This window comes from Nostoc cf. commune SO-36, assembly GCF_023734775.1.
Taxonomy (GTDB): domain Bacteria; phylum Cyanobacteriota; class Cyanobacteriia; order Cyanobacteriales; family Nostocaceae; genus Nostoc; species Nostoc commune_A.
In genome coordinates this window covers 3,481,905-3,494,318 of sequence record NZ_AP025732.1, presented here as the reverse complement: position 1 = coordinate 3,494,318, position 12,414 = coordinate 3,481,905, and the positions used below count along the sequence as shown (strand labels likewise).

The 12,414-nt window shown below is 40.9% G+C and carries 10 protein-coding genes and 2 pseudogenes; 7 read left to right on the top strand and 5 right to left on the bottom strand.

Annotated features, from left to right (window positions below; all coding sequences use genetic code 11):
• Nucleotides 1-4 precede the first annotated feature (4 nt).
• The 5 genes from ANSO36C_RS15725 to menH all read left to right on the top strand — a co-directional run bounded on the left by ANSO36C_RS15725 (nucleotide 5) and on the right by menH (nucleotide 3,415).
• The gene (locus ANSO36C_RS15725) at nucleotides 5-634 is read left to right on the top strand and encodes a LabA-like NYN domain-containing protein (protein ID WP_041565095.1); all 630 of its coding nucleotides are present in this window, start codon (nucleotides 5-7) and stop codon (nucleotides 632-634) included.
• A complete protein-coding gene (lptC, locus tag ANSO36C_RS15720; RefSeq protein WP_251955301.1) occupies nucleotides 634-1,842 on the top strand; it encodes an LPS export ABC transporter periplasmic protein LptC in 1,209 nt (402 codons plus the stop codon). The genes ANSO36C_RS15725 and lptC overlap by 1 nt, the downstream gene beginning before the upstream one ends.
• Before the next feature lie 108 nt (nucleotides 1,843-1,950).
• Nucleotides 1,951-2,352, top strand: a complete 402-nt coding sequence (locus tag ANSO36C_RS15715; RefSeq protein WP_251955300.1) for a metal-sensing transcriptional repressor — start codon at nucleotides 1,951-1,953, stop codon at nucleotides 2,350-2,352.
• Between the two features lie 74 nt (nucleotides 2,353-2,426).
• Entirely contained in the window at nucleotides 2,427-2,546 is a 120-nt protein-coding gene (locus ANSO36C_RS34905) for a hypothetical protein (RefSeq protein ID WP_410174613.1), read from the top strand.
• A gap of 50 nt (nucleotides 2,547-2,596) precedes the next feature.
• A complete protein-coding gene (gene menH, locus ANSO36C_RS15710) occupies nucleotides 2,597-3,415 on the top strand; it encodes a 2-succinyl-6-hydroxy-2,4-cyclohexadiene-1-carboxylate synthase (RefSeq protein WP_251960348.1) in 819 nt (272 codons plus the stop codon).
• A 14-nt stretch (nucleotides 3,416-3,429) separates the two neighbouring features.
• Here menH and ANSO36C_RS15705 read toward each other — a convergent pair whose 3' ends face one another.
• Entirely contained in the window at nucleotides 3,430-4,110 is a 681-nt protein-coding gene (locus ANSO36C_RS15705; RefSeq protein ID WP_251960347.1) for a glycoside hydrolase family 24 protein, read from the bottom strand.
• Nucleotides 4,111-4,287: 177 nt separating this feature from the next.
• Nucleotides 4,288-4,947 carry an NAD(P)H-binding protein gene (locus ANSO36C_RS15700; protein WP_251955299.1) on the bottom strand — a complete coding sequence of 220 codons (660 nt, stop codon included), beginning with the start codon at nucleotides 4,945-4,947 and terminating at the stop codon, nucleotides 4,288-4,290.
• Between the two features lie 178 nt (nucleotides 4,948-5,125).
• Between ANSO36C_RS15700 and ANSO36C_RS15695 the strand changes: the two are divergent.
• Nucleotides 5,126-5,799: pseudogene (locus ANSO36C_RS15695) on the top strand (DUF1997 domain-containing protein).
• Between the two features lie 57 nt (nucleotides 5,800-5,856).
• On the opposite strand, the gene ANSO36C_RS15690 reads toward ANSO36C_RS15695, so the two are convergent.
• Entirely contained in the window at nucleotides 5,857-6,327 is a 471-nt protein-coding gene (locus ANSO36C_RS15690) for a DUF4079 domain-containing protein (protein WP_251955298.1), read from the bottom strand.
• Nucleotides 6,328-6,523: 196 nt separating this feature from the next.
• Between ANSO36C_RS15690 and ANSO36C_RS34900 the strand changes: the two are divergent.
• Nucleotides 6,524-7,810, top strand: a pseudogene (locus ANSO36C_RS34900) (ankyrin repeat domain-containing protein).
• 558 nt (nucleotides 7,811-8,368) lie between these two features.
• Here ANSO36C_RS34900 and ANSO36C_RS15680 read toward each other — a convergent pair.
• Together ANSO36C_RS15680 and ftsY are read right to left on the bottom strand one after the other, a co-directional pair.
• On the bottom strand, nucleotides 8,369-9,760 hold the full coding sequence (locus tag ANSO36C_RS15680) for a PP2C family protein-serine/threonine phosphatase (protein ID WP_251955297.1): 1,392 nt from the start codon (nucleotides 9,758-9,760) through the stop codon (nucleotides 8,369-8,371).
• An 859-nt stretch (nucleotides 9,761-10,619) separates the two neighbouring features.
• Complete coding sequence (gene ftsY / locus ANSO36C_RS15675; RefSeq protein WP_251955296.1) at nucleotides 10,620-12,275, bottom strand: signal recognition particle-docking protein FtsY; 1,656 nt, start codon at nucleotides 12,273-12,275, stop codon at nucleotides 10,620-10,622.
• Between the last annotated feature and the right edge of the window lie 139 nt (nucleotides 12,276-12,414).

Here is a 12,414-nt window from a genome sequence, read left to right as displayed (position 1 = left end):
AATGATGTTGAATAATTTTGAAACCGATTCAATCTTTACGCCAGAACAGGTTTTGGAGAATCGGGGTAGGGTGGCCATATTTATTGATGGCTCAAATCTATTTTACGCTGCACTGCAACTAGGGATTGAAATCGATTACACCAAGCTATTATGCCGATTAACAGGCGGTTCTAGACTACTACGGTCTTTTTTCTACACTGGTGTAGACCGGACAAACGAGAAGCAACAGGGATTTCTGCTGTGGATGCGTCGCAATGGCTATCGAGTCATTGCTAAAGATTTAGTGCAGCTACCAGATGGCTCTAAAAAAGCTAACCTGGATGTAGAAATAGCAGTAGACATGATGGCACTAGTAGATTCTTATGATACCGCAGTTTTAGTTAGCGGTGACGGGGATTTGGCTTATGCGGTAAATTCAGTCAGCTATCGCGGCGTGCGGGTAGAAGTAGTGAGCTTACGTTCAATGACCAGTGACAGCTTAATTAATGTAAGCGATCGCTACATTGATTTAGAAGCTATCAAAGAGGATATTCAAAAAACCCCTCGCCAAAGCTATCCATACCGCCCGTTATCTGGGATCGGTTTTTTGGAAGACCCCAGAACTAGTGATGGACACCTAGAAATCCAAGAATAATGGCGTATCAATTTCATAAAAGAGGGAGATGGGGAAAGAGAAAGATTCAAAATTTCTCCTCCACTCCCTCCTTTCTTGTTTTACCTTTGACCTTTTTCTTGGTATTTGGTTTAGTCGCCTGTGGGGGCAAATCTCCCCCAGCTTCTCAACAAAATACTGAGACTTCATCTAATTCAGATAGCAATTTGACTTTCTTTGATGTCACCTTAGAACAAGCAGATGAAGTGGGAAGACCGATTTGGAAAGTCAGGGCTAAAACCGCAAAATATACCAAAGAAAAACAAATTGGACAGGCTGAAAGTCCTTATGGTGAACTATACCAAGATGGCAAAGTAGTTTACCAAATCAAGGCAGATGTAGCAGATATTGAACAAGATGGGAAGCAGTTGTTTCTTAAAGGTAAAATATTTGCCACAGATCCTAGTAATGGGATTGTGTTGCAAGGTAATGAATTAGAATGGCGACCCAAAGAAGATTTGTTGATTGTTCGCAACCAGATTAATGGTACTCATAAACAACTACAAGCAGTGGCGCAAGAAGCGCGAGTTAAAACCCGCGAACAGCGCATGGAATTTTCTGGTGGGGTAATAGCAAATTCCACTGATCCCCAGATGCAAGTGAGAACTGAGCATTTAATCTGGAATATTAAAGAAGAAAAACTGATTGGCGATCGCCCCATAGAAATTGACCGCTACAAAGATAATAAAATTAGCGATCGCGGCAAAGGAAATTCTGCCGAAGTCAACTTAAAAACCAAAATTGCCACTGTCTCGCAAAATGCCCAACTAGAATTACTAGACCCACCACTGCAAATAGCTAGTAACTCTATGATCTGGAACATGAACGCAGAAACTGTTACCACAAACTCGCCTACGCGAATGTTCCAACGTGCCGAAAATATCACAGTGACAGCCAATCAAGGTGAAATGAAAATACCACAAAAAACTGTTTATTTAAAAGGTAACGTCAACGCCGTTGGTCAGCGTCGCCAGTCTCTAAGATCCAATACATTAACTTGGTATTTAGACAATAAGTTAGTTGAAGCTCAAGGAAATGTGACTTATCGACAAATTGACCCACCGTTAAATTTTGCGGGTGAAACAGCCGTTGGTAATCTACAAACAGAAAATATTGTTGTCAAAGGCGGCAGTTCTAGCGGTAGGGTAGTGACAGAGATTATTCCCCAAGAAAAAGCCAATCGGCGGTAGTGAAATTAGAGGTAGTAGGGAGTAGAGATTAGGGGGTGAGGGAAATGAGGGTAAATTTTGGTCAACTACTAGGCTACGATCTGAGTATTACAAGTCCTTTGATAACCCATGAATGGATCAAACCGATTAGGTAAGGAATCCTTGCCAACATCTCAGCAAGCAGAACATTCCCACTATCACGATACAGACCACGAGCATACAGATCATACTTATGAAACTGGAGAGTTGCCTCATCCTCACATCCATAGCGAAGAGTCTTTACGGCGAATCGTCAATCGATTATCACGTATAGAAGGACATGTTCGTGGTATCAAGACAATGGTGCAGCAAAGTACCCCTTGTCCTGATGTTCTACTGCAAATTGCCGCAGTTCGGGGCGCATTGGATCGGGTAGCGCGAATTGTTTTGGATGAACATTTAACTGAGTGTATTGGTAGAGCCGCACAAGAAGGTAATATTGACGTTGAACTTAAACAGTTAAAAGCTGCTTTAGATCGATTTTTACCTTAAGAATTTAAAAAAATAATGTAGAATGCATTTGCTAAATTCGTGATGCACTAACAGCGATACATAAAAATTCAATAGTGCATCGTGATATTCACCACGGCAATATCATGTTGCGAAGTGGTAACAAACTTATTTTAATAGACTTTTCCTTATTTCCTCCTAGAAAAAGGGAACAAGAAAAGGAGCTTATTTTATAAGATAATATTTTGTGCAAATTTGTGCAAAAAAGAGAGTTTTTGTTAAGATTGTGCTAATAAAAAATTATCAATTTCATTATTCTTTAATCGGCACTCTAGATAAGCCACTAATTCTTTTTTTACATGGCTTCATGAGTAAAATTGATGAATTTGATGAACCTATAAAATTACTATTTGACAAATTTTCATATTTAACACTTGACCTTCCCGGACATGGTAAAACTCAAGTTTTGGGTGGGAATGACTATTATACAATGGTAAACACTGCTCATGCTTTAATCAACTTGTTAGATGAATTAAAAATTTCCGAATGCTTCTTAGTTGGTTATTCAATGGGTGGGAGATTGGCTTTATACCTCACCCTGCATTTTCCCGAACGTTTTTTAAAAGTTGTCCTAGAGTCAGCTTCTCCAGGCTTGCCAACAGAAGCAGAACGATTAGAACGCATTAAAATTGATACGCAAATAGGTAGAAAATTAACAAGAAGTATTGAAAAAAGTGATTTCGCAACTTTTCTATCTAATTGGTACAATCAACCGATTTTTGGTTATATAAAAAATCATCCAGAATACGATCGCATGGTAGAAAGTCGGTTGCAGAACAATCCAGAGGAATTAGATAAATCACTGCGCTTTATGGGTACTGGATGCCAACCTTCTTTATGGGAAAAGTTACCAAATAATAAAATTCCTCTGCTCTTACTAGCTGGTGAATATGATGAAAAATTTATATCTATTAATATAGAAATAGCTAAACTATGTAAATTTGCCCAGCTAAAAATAATTAGTAATGCTGGACATAATATCCACTTTGAAAATACCTTGGCATTTGTGGAAAATGTCAAAGAATTTTTATCCACAGCAAGTTAAAAATTAGGATAATTTCACTGCTTCTTTACTGCCTTCCTAGAAGGAGTTGGAGATGGTGTCAAATTCGGGGCTATTGGTTGTTTAGCTGCGGTTAATTCCTCTTGCAACATTTTTTGATAAATTTTAGGCAAAGAGCTACTAATAGAATTAGTTTCTATACCATATCCTAGACTTGTCCAAGTGGGAGAGAGTCGCCGCAAAACATCATTTAACTTTCCCTGACGCAACAGTTGAGAAATATCAGTTCCCCAAACTTTAGAATCATTCAACCAACGGTAAACTACTACATCTTGATATTCTGCTTCAAAACTATAAGCAGTCCAAAACATCATTTGCATTGGATTTGGGTGATAAAGGGGGGCTAAACGATACCAAGTAATATTGATAATTTGATATCTGCCAGCAGCAGTGGAACAATTACCTGTGTTGGGGCCTGTGATAATTGTGACGCATATTTCAGGATGACGGCTAAGGTCGTTGACTTGCTGTCCACCATATAACAGCGAATAGGGACGGTTCCCACTGGCTTCACTCGCCGAAATGGTTCGCATTAAAGCGCGGATATAAGGGTCGCCCTGTTTCATCACCAAAGGCGGCTGTTTATTTTCAAAGATGGGATCAGAAGGCGATCGCAAGTCTCCAATGTACCATTGCAACAAATACACAAAACCGAGAAGGGCAGCTATTGGCCCAATAAGTTTTTCAACACCTTTGAATTCAAAGCCTTTCAGAGTCCGACTCCTTCAAATTCGCTCTTTTGCTAGCAACAATGATTGACGAACTCATTCTGACAAAGTTCACCAGTTGCTTCACTCAATTTAGAAGTAAGGAATTTGTACAGACGCGATTAATCGCGTCTCCCAACTTTTTCATCAAACAACGTTAGCAAATAATTCCCCAAAGGTTTTCGATGCTGCTTCAGGTTTGGCAATAATCTCAACAATTTTATTGCGTGCATCTGCTTCAAACAGCGCCTCAACAGCAACTTGGGCCACTTTTTGCCTGGGGATGCTACCGTCAAACAGTGTATCTGCACTCTGCATCACAATGTGGTCAGAGTTATCTTCATTCTTCAACCCCCCAGGCCGCACAATCGTATAAGTAAGACCACTTTTTTGGATATACTCTTCAGCTTGTTTTTTCCACAACAAAATCAACCAAAACAAGTTCAGTGGATGAAAAAGCTTTGAAGTACACAAAGACGAAACTAAGACAAAATGCTTAATTCCCTTTGCTTTAGCGGCATCTACTAAATTTTTAGTCCCTTCAAAATCCACTTTATAGGGGCCACTGGGGTCAAAGCTAGGTTTTGCCCCAGTCGCAACCAACAAAACTGTGCTATCTCCAAACGCCGCAGTCAAACTTTCTGGTTGTAATACGTCGCCTATCACTAATTCGGCTTCAGGAGACAGAATACTTCTAGCTTTGTCTATATCCCTTACCAGGGCTATGACGGGAATATTCCGCACTACCAATTCTTGCACAATCCGACGACCTGTTTCACCGGTTGCCCCTGCTACAAATGCTTTCATGAGAAATGCTATCCTGGGAAACTATTGTGTGCTTGTTCAATTCTTTATTTTAGTAATTCTATGGAGGTGATGGCAGATTCATGAGGTTTCAGTCAAAATAGAATCTGAATACAAAATGACCCAGGTGTGTGGGGAATCATTAATATAGACGAACGCCAATGTATACAGTAATCCTTTTATGCTTTCAAGAAAAGGCGAATATAAATCCTGGGAAATAACAGAAGCAGTTTTACCTGTAGCGTCCAGCCAAGAAGAAGGCGAGGACACATTAACACAAACAAATATAGCGACGCCCACAAAATTTTATGGTCGTTATCAAGATTTTATGGAAATGGCTGCCCCAGTAGATCAGGTTGCTGAGTATCTTAATACTCATGCCTCATGGTTTTCGCGCTGCGCTGAACCGATGAAGGTACAATCTCTTGGGGAAAATGGCTATGCTTTAACAATTGGTCGTTTTGGTTCTTTTGGTTATGAAGTAGAACCGAAAATTGGTTTGGAATTGTTGCCCCCAGATGAGGGTATTTACCACATCCGTACAATCCCCATTCCTGACTACCAACCGCCTGGTTATGACGTAGACTATCGGCATCTCTACAGTTAATCGGAAACGATGGTTGCAGTAATATTGCCGAGGTTACAAGGGTTGAATGGGAATTGGATTTGATAGTTTATCTTCACTTTCCCCGATTTATTCAGCGATTACCCAAGTCTATAATTCAATCTACAGGCGATCGCTTACTTAACCAAATTGTCCGCCAAGTCTCCCGTCGCTTAACTCGTAAAGTTCAGGAAAATTTTCATAAATCTTTAGAAATACCGTTTGCTGCTAATTCTAAACAAAAGCACTGATTTAACAGTCCTTTGTCATTTCTCATACACTAATGACAAATGACAAAGGACAAATGACTATGCTTGAGTGAGAATTCTTTGGACAATTTGCACGCCAGTAACAGCCTGCCAAGCAAAAAGTCCCAAAAGCGTGAAATTTATCAAAATATGAGTTGCACGCGCCCAATTTGCCCCTTTCTGCATATAAGGGGACAAGGCAGCAGAAAATGCAATTAGACTTGTCATGCCCAATCCTGCTAACAGGTAAGGCGCGACAAATAACTTACCATTATTGATGTAAGTGACAGCCATCCCGCCGATCGCACCTGTCACCATCAAAGCTAGGAGTATAGAACCGATTTGGTAGTGTCTGACGTTATATCTACCTTTAATCAGTTCTTTCTTTTCTTCTCCCTGAGCATTTCTGGTACGCTGTACTTGTAGCCCCAAGTAGGCAGCATAAATTGAAAATACTAATAGTGCCCACATCAGCACCGGGTGAAAAAAGTTCAGCCAATATTTTACCGACGTAGAAAGTTCCAGACTCATTGTGTTCTCACCTAATTATTAAATCTTCATAAAAATTAGCATAACTCTATTTTGTGTGCTTAATGTTGCACAAATTAAAAGAGGTTCCACCATCTTCACTCTGCAATTTTCCTTTGCCCTCTTGCCAAAGTGGATAAACAATCTCAGACTAAATTTTGAGGGTAGATGAACAAAACCCCTGTGTGGGATCTCATTCATGACTGAAAACAACGATACTTTGCTGCTAAAAGCCGCTAAAAATGGCGATATCAAGGGGCTGTGTGCGCTACTGGCTGCTGGTGCGAAGGTGGACGCGTGCGATCGCCAAGGCACTACAGCGTTAATGTTTGCTGCTAATTTAGGCTATACCGAAATTGTGCGATCGCTGCTGGATGCTGGGGCAAATATTAACTTACCCAGAAAACTCTATGGTTTGACGGCATTGATGTTGGCTGCTAGTGCCAAACAGCTTGACATTGTGCAGTTTTTACTGTCTAAAGGTGCTGATGTTAATGCCACTAATGAAGATGGCAGCACAGCTTTAATGGCAGCAGTACTCAAAGGTTATATCGATGTAGTGCGAGTTTTATTGGCTGCTGGTGCCCAAGTTAATATCGCAGATAAAGATGATGATACTGCCTTAAAACTTGCCGTTAAGCAGGGAAAAATAGAAGTTTTACAAACAATTCTTCAAACTGGTGTCGATGTCAATATTCCAGATGGTGAGGGTGAAACACTCTTAACATTAGCAGCAGATTTGGGACATCTGGAGGTTGTGGAAGCACTGCTGGCGGCGGGGGCTGATGTGAGTCTGAAAAATGCCGATGGTGGAACTGCATTATCGGCAGCAGCAGCAGGTGGACATAGTGCGATCGCAGCAGCTTTTACTAGATCGAGGTGCTGAAATTAATCTCCAAGATCAAGATGGTGAAACTGCCCTACATCTTGCCGTTGTAGAAGGCTACATTGATGTTGTGCAAGTGTTTACTTAACAAGGGTGCAGATGTCCAAATTAAGAACCGTCTGGGTGATACGCCACTGCTTGTAGCAGCATTGCAGGGACACAGCCATATCGTTGAGGCACTGCTGCGTTCTGGAGGAGATATTAATGAGAAAAATCTTGGTGAAAGCACCTTTGACGTTGGCGGCATCACAAGGACACATCCAAACGGTGCAAGTGTTGCTAGACTATGGTGCTGATGCCAACACTCCGGGGGATGATGGCAAAACTGCTTTGATCAAGGCAACCGAACGCAAGCACACAGAAATTATACATTTGCTGCTGGCAAAGGGGGCAGATGTGAATTTTCAAGACTCAGCAAAAGCAACATCATTAATGTGGGCTGCCTCAGCAGGTTATGGCGAAATTGTGCAGTTATTAGTGCAAGCTGGGGCAGATATGAATTTGAAAAACCGGGGCGGTTATACTGCTTTGATGATTGCAGAATTTAATGGTTACAAAAATGTGGTGCGGAGTCTACAAAAAGCTGGGGCGCAAGAATAGCCATCTAAAATATTTTCAGAAATATCTTGACAAATCATTAAATGAAGATTAGCAGCTTAAATAACGAGGAAGTTTAAAACAACTAAGTCTAGACCGAAGAAACAAAGAAAGCAAAACTCCGTCGTAACTGTTGTGAACTTGCTACGGCGGAGAAAGGAAAAATTAAAACGCCAAGAGAGAGCAGGCTAAATGCTTGTGTCACAAGAATAGAAAGAAAGCAAAAATGAAGAAGTAAATTTACCTTTTACTTTTTACCTTGTGCTTTTTACCTTTTACCTGCTTTCCCCCTTGACGTTTCCTACTGTGCTAGATGTGCAAAATATATAGTTTTTACTTTAACGGAAAAGTATTCTAAGGATCATTTTTTATGTATCCTCCTAAAGGCTGAATATAAACAACTCACTAAAAAGCTTGATATGCGACTATTTAGGCGATCGCTACGGAAATTTAAAGAAAAAATAAAAAATTAAATTTTGTAGAATTACTGTCGTGAATCCCCAGTAACCATCAGCTTTAACCAATTCACTGATGACTTGATCAAGGAAAAATGGCTAATTACTATAAAATTTGCATAACCACTAGTGTCATATCATCAGTGTTTTGCTTATCATCACCAATGAATTGCTGAACTTGGTCAAAAAGGTAATCTACAATCTCTTCTGGGCCATTGCAGTATTTGCAAGCTGTATTAAAGCCAGCTACAAAGTTATCTTCATCGAAGCGATCGCCACCAGCAGCAGCAGCATCAGTCAAGCCATCTGTATAGTAAATAATTGTATCCCCAGGCTCTAACTGTACCTGGGCATCTTCATATTGGCTGTTAGCATCCAAACCGATTAACATTCCTAGAGTATCTAAACGGCTGACAGTTTTTGTCGCCGCGTGCCACCACAAAGGAGGATTGTGTGCCGCATTGCTATAAGACAAAATTCGGTTATGGGGATTATATTCTGAGTAGAATAGCGTTACAAAACGGTGTGAATTTTCTAAATCCGCATACATAACTCTATTTAAGTTTTGCAGAATTCGGGCTGGAGAATTGCCATGTAGTACCTCTCCCCGTAACATTCCCCGCATCATCGTCATAATCAGCCCTGCTGGGACACCTTTGCCCATCACATCTCCAATAACCAAACCCCAGCAACTAGTTTCCGTGCTGCCTTTAATCTTGGGCTGAATTTTATTGTGATTGGTAGCAATAAAGTCGTAGTAGTCTCCGCCGACACGATTGGCAGGTTTACAACGTGCCGCCAAGATTGCACCAGGGATTACGGGGCATTGACGTGGCAAAAGTCGTCGTTGAATTTCTGCACCAATTTCTAGTTCTTGATCTAGACGTTCTTTTTTTCTTAGTTCTACAGCTAGTTCATCGTTTTCGATCGCTACTGCTGTTTGGTCTGCCACTAACCTAACTAATTTTTGTCTAGTTTCTGTCCAACTATATTCTGGATCGCGGCTCAAAACATAGAGCCATCCTCGTTCTGTATGCTTTACTAGAATCGCCGTGCCAAAGATTTGCACATCTGGCCCCAAATAGCGATGCATCTGGTCATCCAAAATCCCCGTGGCATTGGCTAGGGGGGCACTATTGGGTATTAGGGTAATTTGACTGCTGGCTATTTCTAGCGCTTTGCGGATATCCTTTCGCTGACGACTATCTTGCCAATGTAACTGTTCTAACCTGACTTGACCATTAGGTTTGTAGAGAAACAAGGCGCTACCGTCTGCATCTGTTACTCTTGTTGCCATTAGCGGGATAAGTTCTAAGAACTGATTCAAATTATTGAAACTTCTCAGGGCAAATCCTAAAGAACTTAGCAAATCTTGAATTTTGTTCTGTTCCCGGTGCAACCTTGCCACGAGTTCTTTGAGTGCCACGACTGGTGTGACATCTGTCGCGGCACTACTATTGCTGTCAGTGGGTTGAGAGGGCAGTTGAGACACAGGCACAGGTACTATTGCACTTTATATTGGCAGATTTTAGATTACTTATAAATCTTTTGGCTATGGCATTGCTAAACCATATTTAGGCAAGACTTGTCATTTTAGCAAGAGTATAAAGACGTAACGGGCAAATTTTAGCAGTATTTTGTATTTTATTTGCTTCTTGCATTTTTGATGGAATTTTAGTGATTTCAGATCATGTATTTTTAGTGCCAGCCCATACCGTAAAAATTACTAGTTTTGTTGATAGTTCAGAAAGCTCTTCATTTTTTCATAACTTTATTCCCAAAGCATATCTCTAAAGTCATAAAAATACTTTATTCAAAGAATAATTTATGATGCTTTCGAGTCACTGTTTGGTTAGAGACAATTAGGAGGCTAGAAATCTTTTGAGTTAAAACCTCTAGAAGCTGTCAAATCTAGGTTTGTTTGCTAAAAAACAGACTTACATTCATCCCCAAACCTGAGAATAATGTAAATAAGTTTTCAAATACTTACTTTATACACCATAATTGCTGGAATAATTGCCAAGATTGAGTTATTCCATTTTAAATTTCTCATTTTGCAAATTTTGAGTTGCTGAAGATGCAAAAATTAAACCCATTGAAATGGGATAAAAATGAAATAAACCAATCTTTTGAGTCAGCGACAAAAGATTTACTATGAACTTGCTTACCCGTCAATTTAAATTTGACAAGCTTGAAAATTGAGCAAAAGTCACACATTTATGGTGACAAACTCATAATTTTAGAACTTGATCTGTTTCTAGCATTTTGTTTCTAGCTAGTTCAAGTGATAATACCAGATCAGTTATCCCTAAATTTATGAGTTTGTCAAGAAAAATTTTTAACTCCAAGTTTTTCAATTAACCACTCAAGAGAGCTTCGACAAACTCATAGCTAGAAAAGGGGCGTAGGTCTTCAATTCCCTCACCAGCACCAATAAAGCGAATGGGCAAACCCAGCTGCTGCACAACGGCAAGGGCAACACCACCTTTGGCGGTACCATCTAGCTTGGTTAAGACAACGCCACTCAGTTGGGCAGCTTGAGAGAAGACTTCAGCTTGCCGCAGTCCATTTTGTCCTAAAGTTGCATCTAGAACCAAAAGAGATTCTACTTTGGCATTTGGGGCTTTTTTGTCGATAATTCGCCGGATTTTACCGAGTTCGTCCATTAAATTTTTCTTGTTTTGCAGTCGTCCGGCTGTATCTACAAGAAGTAATTCGGTTTGACGGGCTTGGGCGGCAGCGATCGCATCAAATACAACTGCTGCCGGATCTGTATTCTTTCCCGGATTGGCAATGACATCCACACCACTTCTACTACCCCAAACCTTTACCTGTTCCACAGCAGCAGCGCGGAAGGTATCTGCTGCCCCAATCAAGCATTTATAGCCAGATTTTTGTCCCAGGTGGGCAATTTTGCCGATGGTGGTGGTTTTACCAGCACCATTTACCCCGGTGATTAACCAAATATTTAAGGTTTCTTTTTCTGGAGTAAAGCTAGTTTTGTGGGATGCTTTGCTTGGCGCATCCAGCATATCCCGGAGGATTTTTTTCAGGTAAGCGATTGCTTCTTCCGGTGCGGTAACTTCTTCTCGAAGTTTTGTCTGTAGGGCATTGATAATAAAGTCTGTCGCCTCTACACCCACATCAGCTTGTAAGAGCAATGCCTCAATTTCTGTCACAGCAGCTTGATTTAGCGGCCCTTGACCAACGATCGCCTTCAGTTGGTTAAGAATACTACGACGAGTTTTATCTAACCCTTGCCGGAGCTTTTTCAGCCAGGTAATTTCTTCAATAGAAACGTCTTCTGCACTTCTACCTTGAGCGGCCAAAACTCTCGCCGACCAGACAAACCCATCATCAAATACCAATCCGGGAATTTCCTCATCTGTATCTGAGGTTGTAGCTACTGGCTGTACTACCTCCGGTTCTGGAACTTCAATGGCGGTGGCTACTAGTTGTTCTAGCTTGGCTTGCCGTTCTGCTGCCGCCCGTTCTAAGAAAGATAGTGCTGTTGGTTGTGTTGCCTCTGGCGTAGCTATTGGTTCGGTGGTAGTTGGTTCAGTTTCATTTGCCGTGAGTTCTGGGGTGGAAACATCTGGCTCTTCAGCAATTGCTGCTACTGAGGAATCTTCTATAATTTCTTCCTCAGTAGCAGCTTGGATAATATCTGCCTGTGCTGTTTCTAGGATTGTAGTAACAGGTTCTTCAGTTGTTTCTGGTTCAGTGATTTCCGCAATTGGTGTTTCTACAGTTTCAGGTTGTGCTGCGTTATCTGCTGAATCAGGTGGGGTTTCTACTACCTCAACTTGTTGTTTTTGCTGAATATTTTTGTAGGCAGCTTTAGCAAATGCCAACAAGTCTGCCGTTGTGTCTGGTGCAGTTTCAGCAGTTGGTGTTGACGTTTCGGCTGGCTCTGGTTGGGGTTCTTGTACAGGAGGAGTTTCTTCCTGTTTCTGAGCGGGGGGGGTGTCAGAGGAATCGTTATATTGACGACGGAACCAATTAAAAACCATTGCAGCAGTATTGTTTATATGAGTTATTAGTTATAAGTTATGAGTTTAATTTAACTTTGCACTTTTTCTTGGGGTGAAAACTTCCGGGTTATCCTCACCTTTTAACGCCAGTTTGAGTAGAATCTGTAAAACAGAGGCT